General features: G+C 59.2%; 23 protein-coding genes. 14 read left to right on the top strand and 9 right to left on the bottom strand.

Annotated elements, in window-relative coordinates; translation table 11 throughout:
- Positions 1 to 7: 7 nt before the first annotated feature.
- Positions 8 to 850, top strand: a complete 843-nt coding sequence (locus JNM28_10900; protein ID MBL8068949.1) for a hypothetical protein — start codon at positions 8 to 10, stop codon at positions 848 to 850.
- Between the two features lies 1 nt (position 851).
- Here JNM28_10900 and JNM28_10905 read toward each other — a convergent pair whose 3' ends face one another.
- Genes JNM28_10905 through JNM28_10920 form a run of 4 tightly spaced genes read right to left on the bottom strand, consistent with a single transcriptional unit; the run spans position 852 to position 3970 of the window.
- On the bottom strand, positions 852 to 1649 hold the full coding sequence (locus JNM28_10905) for a menaquinone biosynthesis protein (protein ID MBL8068950.1): 798 nt from the start codon (positions 1647 to 1649) through the stop codon (positions 852 to 854).
- Between the two features lie 13 nt (positions 1650 to 1662).
- Positions 1663 to 2394 carry a methyltransferase domain-containing protein gene (locus JNM28_10910; GenBank protein ID MBL8068951.1) on the bottom strand — a complete coding sequence of 244 codons (732 nt, stop codon included), beginning with the start codon at positions 2392 to 2394 and terminating at the stop codon, positions 1663 to 1665.
- The gene (locus JNM28_10915) at positions 2381 to 3127 is read right to left on the bottom strand and encodes a glycosyltransferase family 2 protein (GenBank protein ID MBL8068952.1); all 747 of its coding nucleotides are present in this window, start codon (positions 3125 to 3127) and stop codon (positions 2381 to 2383) included. The genes JNM28_10910 and JNM28_10915 overlap by 14 nt, the downstream gene beginning before the upstream one ends.
- 12 nt (positions 3128 to 3139) lie before the next feature.
- A complete protein-coding gene (locus JNM28_10920) occupies positions 3140 to 3970 on the bottom strand; it encodes a phosphodiester glycosidase family protein (protein ID MBL8068953.1) in 831 nt (276 codons plus the stop codon).
- Positions 3971 to 4164: 194 nt separating this feature from the next.
- Here JNM28_10920 and JNM28_10925 point away from each other — a divergent pair, with 194 nt between their 5' ends.
- The 13 genes from JNM28_10925 to JNM28_10985 all read left to right on the top strand — a co-directional run bounded on the left by JNM28_10925 (position 4165) and on the right by JNM28_10985 (position 19277).
- Positions 4165 to 6057: a protoheme IX farnesyltransferase gene (locus JNM28_10925; GenBank protein ID MBL8068954.1), complete on the top strand. Its 1893-nt coding sequence runs from the start codon at positions 4165 to 4167 to the stop codon at positions 6055 to 6057.
- 78 nt (positions 6058 to 6135) lie between these two features.
- On the top strand, positions 6136 to 6933 hold the full coding sequence (locus JNM28_10930; protein ID MBL8068955.1) for a cytochrome c3 family protein: 798 nt from the start codon (positions 6136 to 6138) through the stop codon (positions 6931 to 6933).
- 39 nt (positions 6934 to 6972) lie between these two features.
- Positions 6973 to 10038, top strand: coding sequence for a 4Fe-4S dicluster domain-containing protein (locus JNM28_10935; protein MBL8068956.1), 3066 nt, complete (start codon positions 6973 to 6975; stop codon positions 10036 to 10038).
- A complete protein-coding gene (gene nrfD, locus JNM28_10940; protein ID MBL8068957.1) occupies positions 10039 to 11508 on the top strand; it encodes a polysulfide reductase NrfD in 1470 nt (489 codons plus the stop codon).
- On the top strand, positions 11505 to 12110 hold the full coding sequence (locus tag JNM28_10945) for a DUF3341 domain-containing protein (protein ID MBL8068958.1): 606 nt from the start codon (positions 11505 to 11507) through the stop codon (positions 12108 to 12110). Before nrfD ends, JNM28_10945 begins: the two co-directional genes overlap by 4 nt.
- The gene (locus tag JNM28_10950; GenBank protein MBL8068959.1) at positions 12110 to 12829 is read left to right on the top strand and encodes a cytochrome c; all 720 of its coding nucleotides are present in this window, start codon (positions 12110 to 12112) and stop codon (positions 12827 to 12829) included. The genes JNM28_10945 and JNM28_10950 overlap by 1 nt, the downstream gene beginning before the upstream one ends.
- The gene (locus JNM28_10955; GenBank protein MBL8068960.1) at positions 12826 to 14040 is read left to right on the top strand and encodes a hypothetical protein; all 1215 of its coding nucleotides are present in this window, start codon (positions 12826 to 12828) and stop codon (positions 14038 to 14040) included. The genes JNM28_10950 and JNM28_10955 overlap by 4 nt, the downstream gene beginning before the upstream one ends.
- On the top strand, positions 14033 to 14473 hold the full coding sequence (locus JNM28_10960) for a hypothetical protein (GenBank protein MBL8068961.1): 441 nt from the start codon (positions 14033 to 14035) through the stop codon (positions 14471 to 14473). The genes JNM28_10955 and JNM28_10960 overlap by 8 nt, the downstream gene beginning before the upstream one ends.
- The gene (locus JNM28_10965) at positions 14470 to 15345 is read left to right on the top strand and encodes an SCO family protein (protein MBL8068962.1); all 876 of its coding nucleotides are present in this window, start codon (positions 14470 to 14472) and stop codon (positions 15343 to 15345) included. Before JNM28_10960 ends, JNM28_10965 begins: the two co-directional genes overlap by 4 nt.
- Positions 15345 to 16433: a c-type cytochrome gene (locus JNM28_10970; GenBank protein ID MBL8068963.1), complete on the top strand. Its 1089-nt coding sequence runs from the start codon at positions 15345 to 15347 to the stop codon at positions 16431 to 16433. The genes JNM28_10965 and JNM28_10970 overlap by 1 nt, the downstream gene beginning before the upstream one ends.
- Positions 16430 to 18118, top strand: coding sequence for a cbb3-type cytochrome c oxidase subunit I (locus JNM28_10975; protein ID MBL8068964.1), 1689 nt, complete (start codon positions 16430 to 16432; stop codon positions 18116 to 18118). The genes JNM28_10970 and JNM28_10975 overlap by 4 nt, the downstream gene beginning before the upstream one ends.
- Positions 18118 to 18858, top strand: a complete 741-nt coding sequence (locus tag JNM28_10980) for a cytochrome c oxidase subunit 3 (protein ID MBL8068965.1) — start codon at positions 18118 to 18120, stop codon at positions 18856 to 18858. The genes JNM28_10975 and JNM28_10980 overlap by 1 nt, the downstream gene beginning before the upstream one ends.
- A gap of 5 nt (positions 18859 to 18863) precedes the next feature.
- The gene (locus JNM28_10985) at positions 18864 to 19277 is read left to right on the top strand and encodes a cytochrome C oxidase subunit IV family protein (protein MBL8068966.1); all 414 of its coding nucleotides are present in this window, start codon (positions 18864 to 18866) and stop codon (positions 19275 to 19277) included.
- A 57-nt stretch (positions 19278 to 19334) separates the two neighbouring features.
- Here JNM28_10985 and JNM28_10990 read toward each other — a convergent pair whose 3' ends face one another.
- The 5 genes from JNM28_10990 to JNM28_11010 all read right to left on the bottom strand — a co-directional run bounded on the left by JNM28_10990 (position 19335) and on the right by JNM28_11010 (position 24732).
- Entirely contained in the window at positions 19335 to 19847 is a 513-nt protein-coding gene (locus tag JNM28_10990) for a 1-acyl-sn-glycerol-3-phosphate acyltransferase (GenBank protein ID MBL8068967.1), read from the bottom strand.
- Positions 19848 to 19960: 113 nt separating this feature from the next.
- On the bottom strand, positions 19961 to 20545 hold the full coding sequence (locus JNM28_10995; GenBank protein ID MBL8068968.1) for a phosphoribosylglycinamide formyltransferase: 585 nt from the start codon (positions 20543 to 20545) through the stop codon (positions 19961 to 19963).
- Positions 20546 to 20631: 86 nt separating this feature from the next.
- Positions 20632 to 21318 (bottom strand): PEP-CTERM sorting domain-containing protein, encoded by a 687-nt coding sequence (locus JNM28_11000; protein MBL8068969.1) that lies wholly within the window; start codon positions 21316 to 21318, stop codon positions 20632 to 20634.
- Between the two features lie 141 nt (positions 21319 to 21459).
- Complete coding sequence (locus tag JNM28_11005; GenBank protein ID MBL8068970.1) at positions 21460 to 22596, bottom strand: DUF2961 domain-containing protein; 1137 nt, start codon at positions 22594 to 22596, stop codon at positions 21460 to 21462.
- A 6-nt stretch (positions 22597 to 22602) separates the two neighbouring features.
- Positions 22603 to 24732 (bottom strand): hypothetical protein, encoded by a 2130-nt coding sequence (locus tag JNM28_11010; protein MBL8068971.1) that lies wholly within the window; start codon positions 24730 to 24732, stop codon positions 22603 to 22605.
- Position 24733 lies beyond the last annotated feature (1 nt).

Raw genomic sequence — 24733 nt, forward strand, 5'->3', positions numbered from 1 at the left:
CTGCGCCATGCCCGAGCTGCCAGAAGTCGAAACCGTCCGCCGCGTCTTCGACCGGGTATTGACGGGAAAGACGATTATCGAAGCCGAAGTCGCCCCAGACGAAATCGTCCTCCAGGGCGCAGAGCCCCTGGCTCTGCAATCCCGGTTGGAAGGCGCACCGGTCGCGGGGACGGGCCGCAAGGGCAAGTATTGGTGGATCGACCTTGGCGACCGGGGGGTTCTTTTTGGCCATTTGGGCATGGCCGGCTGGGTACGGGAGATCGGCGCCCCGACCATCCGCATCCGGGAGCACGGCAATGCACCACTTGAGGATAAAGATGGCCGCCCAAAGTTCCTCAAACTTAGGCTGCGGGCGGATGATGGGAGGGAAGTGGTTATGACCGACGGCCGCCGGCTGTCGCGTCTTTGGACTGCAAACTCGGTCGAATCCGACGAGAGGGTGCGGGCCCTGGGGCCCGACGTTTGGAGCGAGCCCCCCACCGCCGGGCAACTGCAAACGATCCTCGGAAAGCGCAAAGCCCCGATCAAAGCCATCCTGCTGGACCAAACCGTCTTCGCGGGGGTCGGAAACTGGATTGCCGACGAAGTCTTGTATCAAGCCGGGATCGCACCCAAGCGCCTGGGCGCTTCGCTTTCAAGGGAAGAGATTAAGATGTTGTTAGACAAACTTTATCAAATCGTGGATCTGGCGGTCGCAGTTGGAGCCGACAAGGCTCAGTTCCCAGAGGATTGGTTATTCCATGCCCGTTGGGGGGGTGCAAAAGGGGAGGAAACGTTCCGAGGCGAACCGTTGGTAAGAGAACCAGTCGGGGGCCGGACGACGGCCTGGGTTCCGACCAAGCAAAAATAGGCTATAGCGCCGGTGAGAGGATGCTTGGGAAATGGGATTTGACCAAGAATCCGTTTTCGACAAGTTTTTCGCCAAAAAGGCGTAATCCAGCCGCTTGCCGTTTGCCGAATTCAAACCGGACACAGGTCGAGAGGTACTGCCTCACCAGATCAGTCGGCCATCCGGATTCCTTGGCGGCATAATCGATAACCCCTTGGCCGATTTCCGCCTTTGGATCCATGGCGGTGCGCAGGAGCTGCGCCAATTCCGGTTCAATCGGCCGGTGGCTGGTCCACATCGCCCAAACAAAGGGAACGCCGAAGGTGTCCGTCCAAGCTTCCCCCAAGTCCATCACCCGAGAACCGGGATAGTCGGCCACCATCCCTTTGTCCCCTATCACCACCGCTGCGTCACACAGGCCCAGCATGGTGTTCAGGTCTGGTTCTAACTTTAAGTTTTTTGGCTCGCAATTATATTTTTCCAGCAGGATGATCTTGGCTAAAGCGTTACTGGTCATCGAGCTCTCATCGAGGGCCAATGATTTGATTTCACCGAAGGGGACACGGCTGAACAGCCGGACGCTCGCAACCGGGCCGTCGCTGCCGATGCACAACCCCCCGACCACTTCTGCACCCGGGTTTGAGAGGGCGTCGATGCTGCTGACCAGCATCGCATCAGTTTCCCCGGCCGCATGCTGGGCCGGCAGGCGGCTGGGGACATCGAACACCACTTTGACAGGCGAACCGGGATCCGAAACAAATCGGTGGATCAACGGAGCTGCATTGACATAAGGCACGCAACCCACGCGATACCGGGACATGCCGCCATGATACTCATTCGGAATGCGGCTTCTGGGCAACGCAGACGACGCTCGAGCCCCATGGCAAATCCATCCGGCGGAACAGCGCCGCTTCCAAACGCATCACCGCAAGGAGTAGCCGATTCCAAAAAGGGCTAAACCGGGGAAGTTGGACCTTGGGCTCGCCGCCTTGCATTTTTTCGGCAAGCCTCCGGGCAACCACGGCCGGGAACAGCAGGAAAACGCTGTAAGACAACTTGAGGATGGTGAACCCCGAATCAGCCAATAGCCCCCTGACCATGGCGCGGGTGTAGCGGCGCTGATGCATTAGGGCGATATCGTGCGGGCCCCAAAGCCAGGCAAATGCCGGGACGTTCATCACAAAGACCCCGCCCGGCTTCAAAACTCGGAAAACTTCGGCAGCGGCTGCCTCGTGGCCCGGCACATGCTCGATCGTGTCCAAGCTCACGACCGCGTCAAAGGTGGCGTCGGCAAAGGGGAGTTGTTCAGCATTGGCATAGACCAAAAGTGCAAGCCCCCGGGATTTTGAAAATGAGAGCGCATCGTGGCTCAAATCCACCCCGACGGCCGTGCCCCGCCGACCCAATTCCGTGAGCACAGCCCCTGTCCCGCATCCCACATCCAGAATCAGCGGCTGGTCGCCCACATGGTGGTCCAAAAGGCTGAGGGCTAATTCGCGCCGGGAAACGAACCACCAATAGTGGTCTTCCAAATCGCGCATTTTTCGGTATTCACCGGGGTTCATCGCGCTGTTTCAACCGTTTGGTTTTGCCCCAGAGCCTGATCTTGAGGAGATCCCGCAACATCCGCGGCCCGTCGCGCAACAGAACGACCTTCGAGCCTTCTTGGTGGGACCAGCGGATCGGGACTTCGGCAATGGTGTAGCCGAGGTCGCGGGCGATGATGAGGCTCTCAAAATCAAACCCGAATCCGTCCAACTTGCAGCGGCTGAAAATATCTTTTGCAACATCGCTACGGAACAGCTTGAACCCGCATTGAGTATCGGCGATGCCCGGAACGGCGAGAACCTGGACGGCTTTGTTGAAGACCCTCCCCAACAGTTCCCGGTACCAAGGTTGGCGGATTTCCAACCGAGAATCCCGCAACGGACGGCTGCCAATAGCAATCGGGATTTTTGTGGTGATTTCGGCCCTTAACTTGGCTATTTCTTCAATTGGTGCGGCCAGGTCTGCATCCGAAAAGAGTAAGAAATCGGCATCAACTTCCAACATTCCCTTACGGACGGCAAAACCCTTTCCTCGATTGGGCGAGTAGGCCAACAGCTCAAATCCGATGTGGCTAGCGGCAAATTGTTCCACCAAATGGTTGGTATCGTCGGTGCTTCCATCGCTGACTACCACCACCTTCCAGGTCTCCCCATAACCGGCAAAGAACTCAGCCAACCTTTCAAGGGTCGGGACGATGCGGGCTGACTCGTTATAGGCCGGTATCAAAACGGCGAGCGAAGGTCGGGTCAAGGCGCGGCGATTCTACCTTTCGCCTTGGGTGCCGGCAGAATCCATCACACCTTTGAGCGACCCTTCCGCCTGAGTCTGGCCGAGCCGGGCCAGATAGGTGCGGAACGCCTCGTCGTAAGGGCTGCGCTTTTCGATCAGCAAGAGGTTGCAAAGCCCCCGGTTCGGGCTGATCTTCAAGTCCCCGTCGAAATACAACATGGTCGAACCGCCGCCATCCATCGCAAGGGCGTCCACGGCCCCTTGGCTCTTCATGGCTTTGCCCAGGGCGGAAAGCGTCACGCTGGACCGCGTGGCCACGAACATCAGTTTCCCGGTGGCCGTGATGCCGACTGCCGTCCGGGCGGCCGAACCCCAGATCGAAGAATCGGTGAATCCCTGTGACCGCGGGTTGTTGGCCACGACACCCGATTGCAGCACCCGCACCCCGCCCCGCACGGCATAGCGGTAAGCGTGGTAATCGAACGGTTTGCGGGTCGGGGTATCCAAGATGTGCGGCTTGCCGAACCAATCCACGGCCAAGATCGAGCCACGGTAACCCGTGGCGACCTGCGTCCCATCAACAACCACGTCGGCAACAGGTTTGCCGTTCTCCCAGGCAAAAAAGGTTCCCGTGATCGCCGCAACCGGCTGGGATTGGCTGATGAGCCGCCACACATTGGTGAGCCGGGGGGCAACTTGGGCAGTGGGGGTGATTAAGTCAGATCCGGTGTCGGCAACCACCGCATGGTAACCCCGGTCGCCCGAAACAAAAGTGAAATGGGCGGCCGCGCCATCGGCCGACGTTGAAAAACCAAATGCCGATGCACCAAACCCGGCCGCTAACCCGATCGCCAAAATCCTCACACCCATAAATTACTATGATTGGCTGCAGAATTGTTGGGGGTGAGTTGCGGGGATTTTGAAAATCGACAAAAAATTCAAGTTTTCGAATCCGGGAAAAGGGCCTTATATGACGCCCTTTTTTGCCGAATTCGCCCCGAGGACCCGGTTTTTCCTTGACAGGCCAAGGTCGAATCAAGTTAGATGGAGAGGCGCAAATGGCATCAGAGAGTGACCATCGGGCTGTTGCCTCCCATAACATCGACGCGGCAAAGGCTGCGCGCTACGCCAAATTTGCGCTCTTCATCTTGTTTGCGACGGCCTTCGTAGTCGTCTTCGGTGCCTTTGTCCGGGCCTCACTTAGCGGCGACGGATGTGGCACGAGTTGGCCGATCTGCAACAGCGGCATCATCCCGATCGAAGGGGCCCTGAAGACAAAGATCGAGTTCACGCATCGGGCCACCAGCGGCCTGCTGGTGCTGTGCACCCTGGGCTTGGTCATATGGGCCTACCGCTTGTTCCCCCGCCGACACCCGGTGCGCAAGGCGGCACTCGGTTCGCTGGCCTTCACACTAGTTTCGTCTCTCATCGGGGCCATTTTGGTGATCTCCCGGTGGGTCGTCCACGATGTTTCTCTTGGGCGCGCCATCACCATGCCGCTCCACTTGATGAACACCTTTGCACTCATGGGTTCCTTGGCGTTGGGTGTGCATCTGGCAAAAGGGGGGCGCGTGGCCTCTTTTGCCGGGAACGGGGCCCTGGCCGCCGCTTTCAAGTGGACGATCGGGGCATTCTTCCTTCTGGGGATGACAGGTGCCATCTCCGCGATGGGAAAAACGGCATATTCCACCAGCCTTGCCTCGGCCAACACGTTTTTTGAACGGATCCAGATGCACCTGGGCCCCAATGCCCCGGCACTCCTGAAAGGCGGGTTGCTGCACCCGCTTATGGCGATGGCAGCGGGTTTGATCCTGATCTTCACCTGCCGGTTGGCGAGCGACCGCCGGGAGGAAGACCCGCGGGTCGAGCTTTGGGCGGGCCGGACGGTGTGGCTCTACGTTGCCCAAATGGCGTTCGGGATTGCCAACTTGGTCGCCTCGGCCCCAGTTTGGATGCAGCTGACCCACCTCGCCCTGGCCCTGTTCAACTGGATGGCCCTAGTCATGCTCGCCGTCCACGCCCTCCCCAAACCGGCGGCCGTTGCGGCGGATGGCCAAACCCAAACGGTTACGGAAAAGGCGGATCCGCGGGATCTGATCAAAGCGTATATCGCCCTGACCAAGCCGCGGGTGGTTTCGCTCTTGCTTTTCACAACCGTTGCCGCCATGTTCATTGGGGCCAGGGGCGCGCCCGATTTTTGGTTGGTCGTGGTGGTGTGCCTCGGGGGCTACATGTCGGCAGGCGCCGCCAACACCATTAACATGCTGGTTGAAAAAGATTTGGACATCGCGATGGAGCGGACGTCCAAACGGCCGACCCTGACCCATGTGGTCTCCGACCGGGCGGCATCTGTTTTTGCCGCAGTCCTAACCGTAGGATCCACGGCCCTGCTTTGGTTCGGCGCGCATCCGCTTGCCGCCGGAATGGCCCTTTGCGGGCTGCTCTGTTACGTGTTTGTTTACACCCTGTGGCTCAAGCGCCGCACATGGCAGAACATCGTCATCGGCGGAGCCGCCGGGGCCTTCCCCCCGCTGGTTGGCTATGCGGCGGTAACCGGGGAACTCAGCCCGTATGCCTGGTTCCTGTTCGCGCTCATCTTCACCTGGACCCCTGTCCATTTTTGGGCTTTGGCGATCCTGATCAAAGACGATTACGCCAAAGCCGGCGTGCCGATGCTCCCGGTGGTCAAAGGCGACCGGGTCACTGTGATGCAGATCGGCCTCTATGCGGTCATCACGGTCATCCTTTGCGCCTTGCCGTTGCTCCAACGCCAAGCGGGATGGATCTACGCCGTCGGGGCGGGGCTTTTGAACCTGGGGCTCCTGGCCCAATGCGCCGGACTTTGGAAAAAAGCCGACCGGGCCCATGCCCGCTCGGTTTTCAAGTATTCGATGGTCTACCTGGCCCTGATTTTCGTGGTCATCGCGGCCGACCGGGTGTGGCCGATATGAAAACCAGACAAATCAATCCAGATTTGCGCCCGGCAAAACCTGGTGCGAACATGCAACACTTAGGAGGCTCATCCGCAAATGGCACAGCTCTTTAAACCGTCGGCAAACTCGATCGCAAGCACCAGCCTGCTCTTGGCGGCCACCGCCCCCCTGGTGTTGATCGTCAGTGGCTCCCTCATCACCCGGTCGCCGCACAACACCAAACAGTTCATCCCGATCGACCAGCCGGTTCCGTTCAGCCACAAGCACCACGTCAAAGAGCTCGGCATTGATTGCCGCTACTGCCACAACACGGTGGAAGAGCAGGCCAACGCCAGCGTGCCCGCAACCGAAGTCTGCATGAGCTGCCACTCGCAAATTTGGACGAACTCGCCCATGCTGGAGCCGGTGCGCGACAGCTATGCGACCGGCAAACCGATCAAGTGGAACAAAGTGAACGCCGTCCCGGATTTCGTCTATTTCGATCACTCGATCCACATCAGCCGCGGGATCAGTTGCAACAACTGCCACGGGGCGGTTCAAGAAATGCCGATCACCTGGAAAGGCGAGGCGTTCAGTATGGCGTGGTGCCTGGATTGCCACAAGCACCCGGAAAAATACATGGCCCAGTTTTCTGCCTCCGGCATGACCGGCGGCGATGTGCCGGCCGACGGGCACAATGCCGAAGGGGCGAACACGCTGACCCCCAGGGAACAGGTCTTTGAGCTTTATCGCAAGATCGCAGCCGGCGAAGAACTCTCGGAAACCGAGCGCGAATTGAGCAAAGGCGGCACGCAGAGGATCCCGAACGACGAAGTCCACGCCGGATACAAGCGGATGGAAGAAAAGGGGATCAACGTCTCGCAGATGGCTGATTGCTGGGTTTGCCACCGATAGGGCAGGGAATTTTTGAGGAAGGACAAGCGAACGCAAGACATGGGAAAGTCTAACGATCAAGGCAAGGGTGCTCCAATCCGGCTCTACAAGGGGCTGGATCATTACGAGGCCCCGGAAACCGTCGCGCCCTGGGAAGCCGACGAGTTCCCCGACCGCGAAAGCCTGAAGGGGCTTCCACGCCGCGACGTCCTCAAGTTGATGGGCGGGGCGGCGATGCTGGCCGGGTTGGCCGGATGCCGGTATCAGCCGATCCGCAAAATCGTCCCGTTCGCCCAACAGCCGGAAGGTGCCGTGGCCGGGCTCCACAAACGGTATGCCACCGCGGCGGTGAAAGATGGGTTCGCGGTCAGCCTCCTGGCCGAACAAGTCGACGGCCGGCCCGTCCGGCTGGATGGCAACCCGTTGCACGCCACGACACTTGGCTCGATCGATTCCCGGCTTTGCGCCGAAATCCTCAACCTCTACGACCCCGACCGGATGAAAACACCGTCATTCCGGGGCGTGCCGACCGGGTGGAACGAGGTATTCACCAAGATTGAAGAAGCCGTGGCGGTTTCCGCCAAAGGGGCCGGAATCCGCATCTTGTCGGAAACAGTCACATCGCCGACGCTTGCCCGGCTCGCCAGTGATCTCCAGACCAAGCTTCCCGGGCTCAAGTGGCACCAGTACGAACCAGTCAACCGGGATGCCGAAACCCAAGCGTCGCAAATGGCGTTCGGCCAAGATCTGGTTCCGCACTACGATTTCACCCGTGCCGACGTCCTCGTCTCAATCGATTGCGACCTGCTGCATTCCGGGCCGATGAGCATCCGGTACAGCCGGGATGTTGCCAGCCGACGCAACCCGGATGGCGACATGTCGCGGATCTATGCCTTCGAAAGCCAGCCGACCACCCTTGGAGTCAGCAGCGACCATCGGGCCCGGGTCAAGCCGAGCGAAGCCCTCGGCCTCGTGTTGGCTATCGCCCAAGGGCTCGGGTTGCCCGGGGCATCCGCGAATCCGCCGAGTTCAGTGGACAAGGCGATGCTCGATGCGGCGGTCGCCGATCTCCGCGCAGCTGGCCGGCGCGCCGTCCTGGTTGCCGGATCGCACCTTCCCGCCCAGGTCCACGCCGCAGTCATGGCCGTCAACACTATGATCGGCAGCGAAGCGGCCACGTTCCGTAAAAATCCCCAGCCCGTGCCGTCCAGCCAAATGGCCGATCTGGCCGACCTGGTTGCGGCCATGAATTCCAACCAAGTCGACACCCTGATCATCCTGGGTGGCAACCCGGCTTACACGGCCCCCAAAGACCTGGGCTTTAAAGAAGCTTTGTCTAAGGTCAAGCTCAAAGCTTGCCTGGCCACCCACGTCAACGAAACGGCCAAGCTGTGCGACTACGCGTTGCCCGAAACGCACTTCCTCGAATCTTGGGGTGACGGAGTGGCGTTTGACGGCACCCACTGCGTTGTCCAGCCCCTCATCGAGCCTCTTTACGATGGCAAGAGCCCGATCCAAGTGGTTGGCAAGTTCATCGGCGACACTGCCGACCCGCAAGCCTTGGTGAAAGCCACCGCCGAGGCCGAAAAGGGCGGAGACTGGAACGCAATTCTGGCCACCGGCTTTTACGAACCCGCCAGCACTGGCGGGGCGGGGCCGGTCAATCCGACGGTCACGAACGGCATCCTCGGGTCGCTCCCGTCGATCCAATCTGGCGGTACGGAGCTCCTGATCCTTCCCGACCCGATGATCGGCGATGGCCGCAACGCCAACAACATGTGGCTGCAAGAAACACCGAATCCGGTGACCAACCTGGTTTGGGATAACGCCCTCCTGATCAGCCAAAAAACTGCCGACCAGCTCGGGGTCACCGCGCCATACGACAAAAAAACTCCGGTCATCGGCACGCCGTTCTACGGCAAAGCCGACATGGTCGAAGTCACGGCCAACGGCCAGACATTGGAAGTCCCCGTCTGGGTCAACATGGGGCAGGCCGACGACGTCGCCATCCTTCACATGGGGTATGGCCGTACGGAAGCCGGCGACTTTGGGACAACCCGGGGCGAATCCGGCGGCGGCGGCTTCGATGCCAACTCGCTGCGCAGTTCGGCTAACCCGGTTTGGGTGAGTGGTGTCCAAATCAAAAAGACTGGCCGGGAATATGCCCTGGCCAACACCCAGCACCACAACACGATCGATTACCGGCAAGAAGATCGCGACCGGCACATCTGGAAAGGTGCTTCTCTCGCCCAATACAAATCCGGCAAACCGTTCGGTGAGCACGAAGAGGGCCACCATGGCGAGGAGCGGGACTACAACGAATTCGGGAAAGGTGAGGAAACATCTCTCTACCCGGGGTTGGACTTCAAGGACGACGCGAAGAACAACTACCAGTGGGCGATGACGATCGACCTGAGCCTTTGCACCGGTTGTCAGGCGTGTGTCACCGCCTGCCAGGCCGAAAACAACATCCCCACCGTTGGCAAGCAGCAAGTGATGAGAGGCCGGGAAATGCATTGGATGCGCATCGATCGGTACTACAAAGGCACTGGCAAGGACTTGGACAAAGATAACCCGCCGATCGTTGTGCAGCCGGTCACCTGCATGCACTGCGAACAAGCGCCCTGCGAACCAGTCTGCCCGGTCGGCGCCACCGTTCACAGCCACGAAGGCTTGAACCAGATGGTCTACAACCGGTGCGTTGGCACCCGGTACTGCAGCAACAACTGCCCCTACAAAGTCCGGCGCTTCAACTTCTTCCACTTCAGCCAAAGGGCCGACAACGTCCCAGTGCTCAAAATGCTCCAGAACCCGGACGTCACCGTGCGCTACCGCGGGGTCATGGAAAAGTGCACCTACTGCGTGCAGCGCATCAACAAAGCCCGGATCACGGCCAAGAAGGAAGGCCGCGCCGTGGCCGACGGCGAAATCAAAACGGCTTGCCAAGTTGCCTGCCCAAGCCAAGCCATCATCTTTGGCGACATGCGCAACCCGAAAAACGAGGTCGCCATGAGCCGGGCCAGCAAACGCAACTACCTGATGCTCGAAGAGCTCAACACAAGGCCAAGGACCACTTACCTGAGCCGGGTCACTAACCCCAATCCCGCCCTGGAGGAAGCGCACTAAATGAACGATACGCCCGTCGATAAGGACCTGCTGGTCGGACACCACACCAACACCTCGCTCGACGCCACCATCGGCGACATCGTTTTGGTGCCCGCCACCCACAACGAACCCAAAGTCAAAACACCGATCCCCGGAATCTTTAGCAGTCCGTGGCAAATCATGTTTGGGATCGGGTTCGTGTTCGTCAACATCCTGCTGCTCTCCATTGCCATGCTGGTGTGGAACGGCATCGGGATTTGGGGGAACAACCAGCCCGTCGGCTGGGGCTTCGACATCATCAACTTCGTCTGGTGGATCGGGATCGGGCACGCGGGCACCCTGATTTCGGCCGTTTTGCTGCTACTCCGCCAAAAATGGCGCAACTCCATCAACCGGTTTGCCGAAGCGATGACCATTTTCGCCGTCATGTGCGCCGGCATCTATCCGTTGCTGCACACCGGCCGGCCGTGGGTCGCCTATTGGCTGTTCCCGTACCCCAACTGGATGGCACTGTGGCCACAATTCCGCAGCCCGCTCGTTTGGGACGTTTTCGCCGTTTCGACGTACGCCACCGTCTCGGTGCTGTTCTGGTTCGTCGGGATGATCCCCGACTTTGGGACGCTCCGCGACCGGGCCAAAAGCCGTTTTGCCCAGGTCGCTTTCGGCATCGTCAGTCTTGGATGGCGGGGAAGCGCCAAACACTGGCACCGGTACGAACACGCCTCCATCATCCTGGCCGGCCTTTCGACCCCGCTCGTCCTCTCGGTCCACACAGTCGTCTCCTTTGACTTTGCGATGGGGATCGTCCCCGGATGGAACGTCACAATCTTCCCGCCTTACTTTGTCGCGGGGGCCGTTTTTGCCGGATTCGCGATGGTCATCACCTTCGCCATCCCCTTGCGCAAGTGGTACAAGCTGGAAAGCCTGATCACAATGAAGCACCTGGACTGGATGGCCAAGGTCATGCTTGCCACCGGGCTCATCGTCTTCTATGGCTATTTCTGCGAAGTCTTTTACGCCTACTACAGCGGGGTGCCATTCGAAACCGGGCTCCTGCACAACCGCATTGCCCTCAAAGATGCGCCCTACAGCTGGGCGTTCTGGCTCTTGATCCTCTTCAACGGGCTCATCCCGCAATTGATGTGGGCCCCCAAGATGCGCCAAAACCTCAAAGCCCTGTTCCTGGTCTCCATGAGCGTTTCCATCGGGATGTGGTTCGAACGGTACGTCATCATCCCCATTGGCCTCACCCGCGACTATGTGCCGGGCGCGTTCGGGTTCTACTCGCCAACCCTTTGGGATTTTGCGATGTTCTTTGGGACGATCGGGCTGTTCATCTTCCTGATGTTCCTGTTCGTGCGGTTCTTGCCGCTCATCAACATCTTTGAAATGAAGGAGTTGCTCCACCAAATGGAACACGATGAAAAGCATGCTAACGGGCATGCCGGCAACGGCAAGCTCGTTGCCGCAACCGAGGAGGCAGGGCAATGAGCCACGGCAGGGACACTTCCCCGAAACCGTACGGCGTCGTGGCCGAGTTCGAAACGCCGGACGCCTTGCTAGAAGCCGCCCAAAAGGTGCGCGACGCCGGATACCGGGACATGGATGCCTATTCGCCGCTCCCCGTACACGGCCTGACCGACATCATGGGCTGGCGGGACGACAAACTCGGGTGGGTCGTCTTCTTCCACGGCATTCTCGGCTTTGGGGCGGGCTATTTGCTGGAGTGGTGGACCGGCAGCGGGCCCAACATCAGCAGCACCGCCTTGCAGGTCAACGGCCTGTTGCCATACACGCTGAACGTGGGGGGCAAGCCGGAATTCAGCATCCCCGCCTTCTTCCCACCGGCTTATGAACTCACCATCTTGTTGTCGGCCTTCGGCGCAACGTTTGGGATGCTCGCCTTCAACGGGTTGCCCAAACCGCACCACCCGATCCACAACGCGGCCAGCATGGCCCGCGCCACCAGCGACCGGTTCGTGCTCTGCGTCGAAGCGACGGATCCCCGATATGACGAAGACGAAGTCTACGATTTCATGAACGGCCTCAACGCCCTTTCGGTCGAGCGGGTCATGACCACGGAGGGCTACTGATGAACTTGCGTCGCATCGCCCCGATCGGACTCGCTTCGCTTCTCCTGCTCGCCGGGTGCCACTTGGACATGTATCAACAGCCCAAGATCAAATCCCAAAGCGAAAACCTGCTCTTCAGCGATAGCCGGGGGACGAGGATGCCGGTCATGGGCACCATCGAATTCGGTAAACCGCGTGAAGACACCGTGTTCTACACCGGCTATTCAGAAGACGGCAAACTTGCCCGGCAATTCCCGATCGTAATCGATGAAAAGGTCATGGCCCGCGGACGGGAACGGTTCAACATCTACTGCCAACACTGCCACGGCGCGGCCGGCGACGGCAAAGGGATGATCGCCCAACGCGGTTTCGCCCTTGTCCGCCCAATCGGCAACTACCACACAGACCGGCTCCGCCAAATGCCGGTGGGCCACTTCTTCGATGTGATCACCAACGGCTACGGCACCATGTACGGCCATGCCAGCCGGATCAAACCCGAAGACCGCTGGGCTATCGTGGCCTACATCCGGGCCCTCCAATTCAGCCAGTCTGCCGATGCCGGCGACCTCGATGCCGAATCAAGGGCCAAATTCAACTTGGCCGGTGGCCCCGTGAACACCGGACCGATGTTTGTTCCGGCGCCTAACGCACCGGGGACAGTCCCCAACCCAGGCCCTGTCGAAGGCCGGACTATTCCCCAAAACCAACCGCCCGCCAACGGGCAAGGGGGCAACGAATGAGCGAAACCGTCACCGCAAAACCCAACAATGCGGCCGCAATGGCCCAAACCGCCGGAATTGGCATGCTGGTCTTGGGAGCCGTGCTGGCGGGGGCAGGCTTGGCCCAAGGTTTCTCGGTTGAAAAGCTCGCCCCGTCTTTTCTGTTTGGGGCTACGTTCTGGATCATGCTCACCATGGGCTGCTTTGGGCTCATGTTGCTGTTCCATGTCACAAGGGGCCGCTGGGGCACCCCCGTCCTCCGCATTTTCGAAGCAGGCGCAAGCCCCATCAATCTGGTGTTCTGCTTCGTCTTGGTGATGCTTGCCGCCACGGTCTTTAAAGAACCGCTCTATGGGGCTTGGCTGCATCCGGCACCCGGCGATACCGTTGTCACCAACAAATCGGCCTACCTTAACGAGGGATTCTTCCTCGCCCGGCAAGTCCTGTACTTCGTCATCCTGCTGGCATTCCGCATTGTCCTAGGGAACTGGACCCGCAAGGAAGAGCAAACGGGCGACAAATCCTATAGTGACAAGCGGAACAACCTGGCCGCCCCCGGGATCGTTGTCTTCATCCTGACCATGACGTTCTTCATCACCGACTACCTGATGTCGGTGGAACCGCACTGGTACAGCACAGTTTGGGGCTTCTTGTTCACAATCGGCGCCTGCCTGAGCGCACTCGCCCTCGCCGCAACGGTCGTTGTGACTCAAAAAGACAAGGCCCCCTATGCTGGCAAGATCGACCGCCTGATGATGAACGATTTCGGCAACCTGCTCTTGATGCTCACGATGTTGTGGGCCTACCTGAGCTTCAGCCAACTCCTCATCATCTGGTCCGGGAACCTCCGGGAATTCATCCCCTACTACCTGAAGCGGATCGTTGGCAACTACAGCATCCTGGGCTACATGCTTGTCTTCGGTCAGTTCCTCGGGCCATTTCTGCTGCTTCTTTCGCCCCGGCTTAAGCGGACAAGCTGGCTCTTGGTGCCCACGGCTTTCCTGATCATGGGAATGCGGGTTGTGGACATGTACTGGCTCGTTATGCCGTACTTCCGGGAATCGATCGACCTTGCCGCGCTCCCCGGAGACCTTGGCGTCCTTTTGGCCTTTGGCGGCGTTTGGGCAACGATCTTCGCTATCGGACTCCGGGCCGCCCCGCTGGTGACCCCGGCCCACCCTTACCAACACCACAATCACGAACACATGGAGGAGGCAACCGCAAATGTCTGACCTGCACGAAGGCGACCGCATGGAGGGCCGGGACCTCGACCTCCTCGAGGAACTCGGCTACGAACCGACTGACGAAGCGGTTGGAAGCCCCGTCGGAAAATTCACCGTTTGGTTCTTCGTGTTCTTTGCCGTCATGGTTGCTGGGTCTTGGATCTTCTTCACCGTGTTTGGCCGGGTCAACGGTTTTAAAGGGTCTTCCACGGCCGCCGCGCGGGTGATGCCGCCAGAAGGCACCCCGCTGCTCCAAGGCAACATCGCGGCCCATGCAGATATGGAAGAACTCCGCAAAGCCGAGCATGACAAGCTCGAATCGTATAAAGAAGACCCGCAAACTGGCAAATACCGGATTCCCATCCAAAAGGCAATGGAAATCGTGGTGGAACGCGGATTGCCCACGCGGAATGCCCCTGGGGTGCCGGAGGACGCGAAGTGAAAGGCCTTCGCTCCGTCGCCGTCGCTGCCGCCGCCATGGCCGCAGGGCTCGCGGCTGCTCAATTCTATTCGCCGCCCAGTCGGGACATCACCCCGTCCACCAGCCGGATCCCGGCCCAAGCCCCTAGCGGCATCAAAGTCGATCAAAAGCTGGGCACCGTGATCTCGCCCGATTGGACCTTTACCGACCAGGACGGCAAAACCACCACGACCGGTGAATTGTTCACGGGCCGGCCCTCCCTGTTGCTTCTGGTTTTCTACAAATGCACTGGGGTCTGCACCACCGAGATCGAAAGCGTCAAGAAGTTGATCCGGTCATTCAAAAAAGACAACGCGGGCGAACTCTACAACCTCACGATCGTGTCGATCGACCCGACCGAGACCCCCGAAATGGCCCAAGCCAAGCGGCAGGAAGTCATCCAGGCCTACAACCGGCCCGGCACCGACAAGGGCCTCCGGTTCCTAGTCGGGGATGCCAAAAACATCGATGGGCTCGCCGACGAAGTCGGTTTCCGCTTCTACCGCGACCCGGCCAACAACCGGATCACCCACCCCGCCGCGCTTATGGTCGTGTCGCCCAAACGCCGCATCACCCGCTATTTCATCAACGACGAATTCGAGGCCAAACCCACGCTCTTGGCCCTGAAAGATGCCCGGGACGAGAAGATCGGCGAGCGAGACGACCGCCCCTTCTTCTTGGCCTGCGTCAACGTCGACCCGCTGACCGGCCAACGGTCGCTCAACATCCTCAACGTCGTCCGCACCGGCGGTGTCATCACCGTGCTCACCATCATCGGATGGATCTTCGGCATGAACCGCCAAGCCAAAAAGCAAATGAAGAACGCCTTTGAGCAACAAGAGGGGAAAGACTGATGGGTTGGGGGCCGTTCCAATTCCCGATCATGCCGGATAGCGCGTCAGAGCACGCGCCCTATTACGACACCCTGTTCATGACGATCACAGGGCTCACAATCTTCTTCATCATCATCGTCGTGGCGATGATCGTCTTTTTCGCCTCCCGCTACCGCAGAGGGACAAAAGTCGACCGCCGCAACCCGCTGACCCACCACACCGGGCTGGAATTGATTTGGATGGGGATCCCCCTTGTCCTCGCAATGGCGTTCTTTAGCTGGTCGGCCAAAAACTACATGGATGTCCGCACCATGCCCAAAGACGGGGTCGAAATCTTCTGCATCGGCAAGCAGTGGATGTGGCACTTCCAACATATGAACGGCATCCGGGAGAACAACGAGCTCCATGTGGTTGTTGGCCAACCGGTCAAGATGACCATGATCAGCCAAGACGTGTTGCACGCCATGTACCTGCCCGAAATGAGGGCGCAATACCATGTGGTGCCCGGACGCTATACCGACCTCCACTTCACCCCGACTAAACCGGGCCGGTACAAAATCCTCTGCGCCATGCATTGCGGAACCCAACACTCGGAAATGGTTGGGCAACTCTACGTCATGAACCCGACCGAATACGCGGATTGGATCGAAAAAGGCGGCAACCGCTATAAGGAAAAGCCGCTGACCATCGTGGAAGCCGGGCAACAGATCTACGCCGAAAAAGCATGCTCCAACTGTCACACCGGCAACGACACCCCGCGGGCCCCGACCCTTGCCGGGATATTCGGCAAACCCCGGACGATGGCCGACGGGAGCAAGCTCACGGCGGATCGTGATTACCTGAGGGAGGCCATTAAAAACCCCCACAACAACCTCACCGCAGGGTACGAGGACACCATGCCGGTCTATGGCGGCACTCTAACCGAGCTGCAAGTGCTGCAACTCGTCGAATTCATCAAAACGCTGACCCCAGAAAAGGCCGAATACATGAGGCAAGACCTCAAACTCGGCACTCTGGGTTCGGATAGCGACAGTAGCCCTGTCGATATCGCCAACAAGGGGGCAAGCGCGGGCAATGCCCAATTCCGCACCACGGAGGAGAGACGATGAGCTCAACAATTGTCGGCCAAGGGGCCGCAGAACATCCGCATAGCGAAAAGAACTACCTCAACGCCGACCACACCCTCAAGTCGTGGCTGCTCACCGTCGACCATAAGCGGATCGGGATTCTTTATCTCATCTCGGTCACGCTCTTTTTCTTCATCGGCGCCGTTGCGGCCGCGATGATCCGGTACGAGCTCACATCCCCCCACGGGATCTTGCTGAGCAACGAGGTCTACAACAAAACGTTCTCCGCCCACGGTATTTACATGGTCTTCCAGTTCCTGGTTGTCGCCATCCCGGCCGTATTAGGCAACTTCCTGATTCCCATCATGATCGGCGCGCGAGACATGGCGTTCCCGCGCCTGAACCTCCTCAGCTGGTACATGTTCATGACCGGCGGCCTGCTCATCACGATCTCGTTCTTGATGGGTGGTGTGGATGCCGGGTGGACTTTCTACGTCCCGCTTTCCACATTGAGTGAAACCCAAATCAGCACCTGCCTGGTCGGGATCTTCATCACGGGGTTCAGCTCCATCTTCACGGCCGTCAACTTTGTCGCCACCATCCATAAGATGAGGGCACCAGGGATGACCTGGTACCGGTTGCCCCTCTTCATCTGGTCGCACTATGCCACTGCCATCGTCGTGCTTTTGGGGACGCCGGTCGTTGCCATCACCTTGTTCCTCGTCGTAGTGGAACGGTCGTTTGGGTTTGGCATCTTCTCACCCGAACTCGGAGGTGACCCGGTGCTCTTCCAACACCTCTTCTGGTTCTATTCGCACCCGGCGGTCTACATCATGATCCTGCCGGCGTTCGGGATCATTAGCGAACTCATCACGTGCTTCAGTCGCCGGCCGATCTTCGGCTACCGGTTCATTGCGTATTCGTCGCTGGCCATCGCGTTCCTCGGCTTTTTGGTCTGGGGGCACCACATGTTCATCTCCAGCCAATCTGCGTTCCAAGGCATCGTTTTCTCGATCATCACTTGGATCTTGGCGATCCCGTCGGCGATCAAGATTTTCAACTGGGCGACAACCATGTACAAGGGCTCAGTGCACTTCAGCACACCAATGATGTATGCGCTCGGGTTCATGGGCCTGTTCCTCATCGGGGGCTTGACCGGGCTCTACCTCGCCTCGCTCGACACCGACATCCACCTCACCGGAACCTACTTCATCGTTGCCCACTTCCACTACGTTATGGTCGGGGGGACGATCCTCGGGTACTTGGGCGGAATCCACTTCTGGTTCCCCAAAATGTTTGGCCGGACCTACAGCGAGTTCTGGGGCCGGTTGAGCGCCATGATCGTCTTCGTCGGGTTTAACCTCACGTTCTTCCCGCAGTTCATGGTCGGTTACCTGGGCATGCCCCGCCGGTACCACAACTACTACTTCGCGCCCGAGTGGCAGGTCTACCATATCCTGTCCACCGCCGGTTCCACTGTTCTCGGACTTGGGTTCTTGATGCCGGTGATCTACTTGACCTATGCCATCTTCAAAGGCAAAAAGGCGGGCCCCAACCCCTGGGGAGCCAAAGGGCTGGAATGGGAATACACGGCTTCGCCGCCCATTACCGAAAACTTTGAAAAGCCGATCCTCGTCACCGACAACGTTTACGACTACAACCCGGAAGAAGACTCCAAAATGTACGAAGCCGAACACGAACAAGGGATGCTGGGAGGCACCTACTGATGTCCGACCACGCACACCACGGCCCAAGCGACGGGCCAGAGGTCTACTTCCAGTACGAAGACATTGACCAGCAACAGGAAACCTATGTCGTCGGTATGTGGTCGTTCCTGGCAACCGAAGTGATGTTCTTCGGGGCCCTGTTCCTGATCTACACTCTCTACCGGTGGAAGTTCCAAAGTGACTTCTTTGGGGCCCATGAACAGCTCAACTGGAAAATGGGTGGGCTCAACACCTTGGTGCTGTTGTTCAGTTCGGTCATGGTGGCGTTTGCCGTCCATTTCGCCCAACTGGGCAAAAAAGGCCCTCAGCTCGCCTGCCTCGGGGTCACGCTCCTTTGCGCCTTCACATTCTTGGTCGTGAAAACCTATGAATACGGGGCCAAGTTCGACCACCATCTTTTCCCGAACGACACTTTCAGCTTTGCCGACCCCCACCACCCAGAAGCCGAAAGTCATTGGGAAAATGCCTTGCCGGCGTTCCTTAAAGTCGAAAAGAAGGAGCAAGAAGGGGATGCCAAGCACGCCCGCGTGTTCTATAGCCTCTACTTCACCATGACGGGCCTGCACGGGCTGCACGTTGTTATCGGCATCATCGCCATCACCTCGTTGATGGTGCTCATCCAAATCAAGTCGTCGTTGATCACCGACTACGTTCCAACGGAAATGGTGGGCCTCTATTGGCACTTTGTCGACTTGGTGTGGATCTTCCTCTACCCGCTCTTCTATCTCATCCCCAGGTGACCACAATGGCCAGCCACGCACACGAACACGCAGAACTCACAAAAGGCGGGGCCCACCCGCACCACGTGCTCACCCAACCCATGATTATCCGGGTGGCAGGGGCACTCTTCGCCCTGATGGCCATCACCATCATCGCCGCCATCTACATGCCCGAGCCCTATAAGGGATACACCGTGCCCATGCAAGTCCTTGCCTTGGCAATCGCCATCGTCAAAGGGGGACTCGTCGTTTGGTATTACATGGGTGTGCGATTTGGAACCCGACTCATCAAAATCTTCGCTTTCGGCGGATTCATCTGGTTCTTCACCCTGTTTGTCATGCTCTGCGACTACACCACAAGGCCATATGAGCCGGTCAAGGGCTGGGAGAAGGTCTCCAGTTCCGCCCTCCCGCGCTCAACCGCCAAAGAACCGGACTGAGGGGTTTCCATCCACGAGGGTAACGCGGGGTCGGCACTGGGAGCCGGCCCCTTTTGCTTAGCTGGTTTGGCCACTAAGCCGCAAAAGTTCCGATTCAACCCAAGCCATGAATTCTTCGCGGGGGGTTTCCTTGGTGAACCGGCGGGGTTCGCCCCATGTTGCGGTCAGCCAAGAACCGGCCCACTGCGGAGTCATTTTGGGGTGCGGCATCAGGCGGTTTGTCCCCCGGATCCCCACGCAAATGCAAACCGGCTCCGCCCGGCGGACAATTACATGGGCCCCCGGCAATAAGTCGATCAACCGCCCGTCTGGGGATAGCTGGCCTTCCGGAAACAGGCAAACGGCGTTTCCGTCTTTGAGCAACTCCACCGCCCGCCGCAAGGCTTCCGTGTCGGCGCTGGATTGGGTGATCGGAAAGGCACGCCACCACCTCAAGAACGATCCCAGGAACCGCCAACTGAACAGCTCGCGCCTTGCCATGAAGTGAAGGAGCCGGGGAGAGGCGAATTGCACCAGCACGGGATCCGTGTTCGACATATGGTTGCTCAAAACCAAGAGCGGACCATCCATTGGAACATTGCGGGAGTATCGCCTCCTCATGAACGCACCGAAAACCGCAAATACCAGCCACGCAAAAGGGCGCACAAACAAATAGGCAATCCGAAAACTCAGGGGATGGCGGTTCATTTGGCCGTGAAGAGTTGGAAGACCGCCTCCGGATAGGCGATGTGCTCCTGTTCCAGAACCCTTGCCGCCAAAGTCTCGGGCGTGTCCCCAGGGAGCACCGGACACGTGCGCTGAAGGATCGTGTTGCCCTCGTCGTAGCGCTCCGAAACGTAATGAACGGTGCACCCGGTGAGGGCATCCCCAGAGGCGATAACGGCCTCGTGGACATGGTGCCCATACATCCCCTTGCCGCCAAACTTGGGCAGGAGCGCAGGGTGGATGTTCACAATCTGCGTCGGGTGTTGGGCGACAATTTCTTTGGGGAAGAGCCGCGTGTACCCGGCTAAGCACACCAAATCGATACCAAGCTCTTGGATCAGCGATTCGATCTGAACCGCGTAATCCTTAGAATCTGGGTTGAGGATGCGGGTTTCTACCCCCAAAGCCGTTGCCCGTTCCTCGGCCGGGGTTCCTGGACGCGGGGCGACCACGACCGCCACTTGGGCCGGGAAACGCGGATCTTGCGCTGCCTGCACCAATGCCGACATGTTCGACCCCCGACCGCGCGCCCCCGTGAATATCGCTATCTGAGGTCGGCTCATCGGCCCTGGAGCATACATGATCTATGACAAAGCCCCTCCGGTTGTTGGCCGAAGGGGCGTTGGAAAGAGTCGCTAGCCGGACTGGCTTACTTCTTGCGTCGGCGCAGGGCCGCGAGGGCGGCCGCACCGGCGAAGAGAGTCATGGTTGCCGGTTCGGGAACCGCTTGGAGGACGTACGTGTTGCCGGTCATGTCGACCACCGTGCTCCATTCGGCTGGGGTTGCCCCAGTCAAGGAGTCGGTCATCGTGTCCGAACCGCCGTTTGCCGTGGTCACAGCGTCAAAGATGATCGTGTCGCCCAAGGCCAAGCCGAGGTCGGACAAGTTCACCGTGATCGACGTGCCGAACTGGGAAAGGGTGGGAGCAATGGCCCCGTTGTTCAGGTTCCAGGCTCCGTTGTAGGTCCACGCTTGGGCGCCGCCGCCGCTATCGACCCAGCTGCCGATCCAACCGTTTGCGCCACCGCTCAAGTGGCCACTGCGGCCCCAAGCGTTGTTGTTCGCCCCGTTATCGACCGTTGCGTTGGACAGGTTGCGGAAGACGACGCCATATTTGCCCCAGTTGGTGGCGGCGATGTCGCCTTGCAGTGTGAACGCAAAGGTGATCGTGCTGGCCGTGTTGGTGACATTGACAGCCGTGATGTCGAGGTGGGGGAACCCTGCGCCGCCGCCGTTAGTCGGGCCTTGGTCGTTCATCGGGTCGGTGAAAAGGGTCGCATTGGCCGCTCCGGCGGCAACGACGGCAATGGCCGTCAACAAGAATCGGTGCTTCATCGGGGTGTTGGTCTCCTATGACTCGAAGAGGTGGGCCCATCTGGCCCAATCCACAGCCCATCGTATCACGAAAAATACGTATTCACAAGGGCGGACACCCCTTATTTTTGCTAGATTGGGACTATTCTCTGGTGTTTCCGATCATGGTTGCCTCCCCGTCCCCCAATGCGGCCCCGGCCCCAGTGACTTCAGGTAGGCATCGCGCCACCGGTGGATGTCCGACGCCGTCGGGACAGGACGCGGGAGCCGCGCTTCCAGAGGGGGCAAAGCGGGGAGCGGCTCGGCGGACAGGGTTTGGTAGTAATAGGCCACAGTGGCCAATTCCAGGGTCAGGCAGTTGTCGTGCCCATGCTCGATCGAAAAGCTGAGGCTGTTTTGGTAACGGATGGGATCCATGTGGTGAAACCGGTAAAGGTGGGTTCGCCCCAGCCAACCGATGCGGGGCTCCGCATTGCCGAAGCCGGGAACCCGAGCAATCCCAAAGCATGGGTGGTCATACCGTTCGTCGGGTGACCAGGATGTATTGAAATAGTCTTCCGTCCCCGTCCCGTGCAGCCCAGGCCACGGCTCACCATCCACCAGGATCATATCGTCGCCTTCGCCGTACCACATCGGGCCGGGGTTGTTGACATAGTAGTTGACCCCGACAAAATGGCCGGTGCCGGAAGTTTCTAAAACCACAAAGTTGTTTTGAGTCCCCGGGTTTTTCCCATAGGGTCGGAGCAGGGCCCATTCGTTCTCGTCCCGTTCTGCATTTTCCGGCTGGGTGAGTTCTTGCCGGTATTGCGCATGGAAGTACGCCGTATCGGGAGGGAGCCCGTCCAGTTCTTCCCAATCGACGTAAAAGTAGAGGCGCTCCAGCGGGAACTCGGGCGATTCGTTCACCAATTCGATCTTTGCGCCAAGGGCGAACGGCATGGGGAAGTAGCAGACCAACGCCCGCCCGTCGCGAGGGGCACATGCTAGGTATGGGCTAGAAAAGTTGTATGTTTCCCCCCAGCCGTTGCCAAAAAAATCACCGACCGGGCATTCCACGCTCGCATGGGGGTGGCCGTCCCAAGTCATTCTGAGGACGAGGTTTTTCCGATACATCGGGTCGTGTGAGTGGAGCGTTATCCAGATATGTCGAATCACGCCCGCTCCACTACATTCTTGAAGTGTGCAAGTACTGCCAGCAGCGACTTGGACATAGTCGTCGTTGCCGCCCGTGCGGTCATAGCTGGAACTGCGCCGGGACCGCGCACGGGAAATCGTCGTCAGGGCCTGCCAATCGTGCATGACCGCTTATTTTAGGCTCATGTGGAAGCTGCCATCCCAATCTTTTTCCGGCGGCTTGCGCATGAACTTGAGGCAACGCGCATGGAGGATCGCACTTGGCCCGTCGCGGGGGACCTTGGCCAAGATCTCTTCATAGGCTTTTGCAGCCTCTTGAAACCGGCGGTTTTGATAAAGCGCAAAGGCCTCGTTGCTCATCTGGGCCAGCTCCCGCGTTTCCGGCTTGGCCCCTTGGGCAAATCCCAACGGCTCATAGACGGCATCCGGTTCGAGCCGGCCCATCACCGCCACGGAATCGACGAGCCTCCAGACAAAGTTCTCCTCTGATTCCAAAAACGTCTTGTGGCTGGCAAGGATGTGGGTGCCATAAAATTTGTTGAGGCCCTGCAGGCGGCTGGCAAGGTTCACGCTGTCGCCGATGACCGTGTAGGTCATCCGTTTTTTGCTGCCAACATTGCCGACAATGACATCTCCGGTCGCCACCCCAAAACTGGCACTGAGGGTCGGCATGTTGTTGTGCCGCAGCTCCACATGCAAATCGTTGATGGCTTGCAGGCTGCGCAGTGCCGCGCCGATGGCGGCAACCGCATGGTCGCCGGTGACTGTCGGTGCCCCCCAAAATGCCATGACGTCGTCACCATTGAATTTGTCGACCGTGCCTCCGTTATCCAAGACGACATCGCTCAAAACATCCAAGTATTCGGCGAGGATCTCCACCAAATCCTCTGGGGGAAGTTCGTGGCTGAGCCGGGTGAACCCCACAATGTCCCCAAAGTAGGTGGTGATGTGTCGCCGCTCGCCCCCGAGTTTGGCTTCCTGTCCGCTGGCGATCAGAGACCGCGCATATTCGGCAGGGACGAGTTTTTCCATGGACCGGAGCCCGGACTTCAAAGTTTCGAAGGAAGCTGAGAGATTGTCGATTTCGCGGATCCGGCTTTCTAACGGTTTTCCTTCGCCCCACTCAAACCGCTTGATCCGCATCGTTTCTTCCACCAGCTGCTTCAATGGTCGGACAACCCGGCCTGCGAGCAGGGTGGCCATCGTTGCCCCAACCGCCAGGGAGAGGGCGGTGAAGGTGGCGAAGAAAAGGGTGGTTTCGCGGGACCAGTCGACAAAGTCGTTCTGCGGCAGGGCCACCGCCAAAACCCATGGTGGCCTCTGGGCGCCGGCAATCCGGCGAAATCCCAAAAAGTAACGTTCCCGGTTGTATTTGAACTGGCCCAGCCGGGTTTCGTTGGAATCAAACCGCGGCAGCCCGCGGACTGTCTTGGCCACAATCCGCAGCCGGTCATCGGGGATCTCGTCGATGGTCACAAGGCGCGGATTGCCGCCTTCGGTCGTCATAAGTCGCTGAGGCTGGGGGTCGGCGATCACCTTGGTCCGATCCGGAAGCACCTCGATCAAGGTGGCAAACCCGTGTTGGCTGACCTTGACCGTCTGCAGGAAACGGCTCAAATCGGTCAGGGTGATCGAAATCGAAACCACTCCAAAGAACCGGCCCTCGGCGTCGGTGATCGGGGCTGAACAGATTGTGCCGAGTTGGGGCCCCGAGGGGAGGTTCTGCAGGACGTCGGCCGTGGTCCAAGAAACCAATTTGGATTCTTTGGTGATGGAATAGGCGTTGGATGTCCGTTGATCTGCGGCGGTTTCGGAAACCTGTCCGGCTGGCTCCAACCGGTTGCCAAACGGGGTGAACTTCTTCAAGACGGTTTTGCCGCCGGCAATGGCCTGGGTTGTCCGCACGACAACGCCGCCGCTGGGGGACTGCGCGACCTGTAGGAATTCGCCCGTTTTATCCAGCGTTACGGTGACGGCCGCATATTGGGGCTTCACGCGGATCAGCTCGACCAATTGGGGGGCGAAATGGAGGAAATTTTCGGAATTAAGCGGTTTGGATCCTGGCCCGACAATGTTTGGGCTAACCAGGCCGGCGGCGACTCGGGCCTCATTTTCCGTGTCAGAAAGGAGGGCGTCGACCCGTTGGTCGATCAGCCGGCTCGATTGCAGAATGACCCGGTCGCTCAGCTCGTTCGCCATTTTGCCGACCTTGAGGGATGTGTAAGCCGCCGCCGCGCCAAGGGCGATGAGCAAAACAATAGAAATCCGGATCAGGAGGGCGGTTTGGAACGAGATGGTCATC

The sequence above is a fragment of the Armatimonadota bacterium genome (assembly GCA_016789105.1).
Taxonomy (GTDB): Bacteria; Armatimonadota; Fimbriimonadia; order Fimbriimonadales; family Fimbriimonadaceae; genus UphvI-Ar2.